Origin of the sequence: Pseudonocardia sp. N23 (assembly GCF_002583555.1) — a bacterium.
Taxonomy (GTDB): domain Bacteria; phylum Actinomycetota; class Actinomycetes; order Mycobacteriales; family Pseudonocardiaceae; genus Pseudonocardia.
This window is the reverse complement of the sequence record NZ_BEGX01000060.1, coordinates 1-256: the sequence shown is the minus strand read 5'-3', so window position 1 is coordinate 256 and position 256 is coordinate 1. Positions and strand designations below refer to the sequence as shown.

Sequence of the window (256 nt, the reverse complement as noted above, 5' to 3'; positions counted from 1 at the left end):
GATGGCGGCGTGCACACCGTCGAGGGTCTCGGTGCGGTCGTCGCCGCTGAGCAGTGCGGCGCCGAGGAGCAGCAGGCCCAGGTTGACGGCCCCGGCGACGGTGAGGGCGACGGCGACGTCGGCCTTGGTGGCCGAGAGGAGCCTGCGCCGTTCGGGGCCCGGGGCGGGCGAGCCGTGCCGGTCGCGCGAGAGCGAGGAGTGGACGTAGATCGCGTGCGGCATCACGGTCGCGCCGAGCATGCCGGCAGCGAGCAGG

The 256-nt window shown here is 75.4% G+C and carries 1 protein-coding gene; it reads right to left on the bottom strand.

Going from position 1 to position 256, the window contains the following annotated elements; translation table 11 throughout:
- The coding region (locus TOK_RS18120; RefSeq protein ID WP_172457630.1) for a divalent metal cation transporter at positions 1-256 on the bottom strand (256 nt) is incomplete at both ends.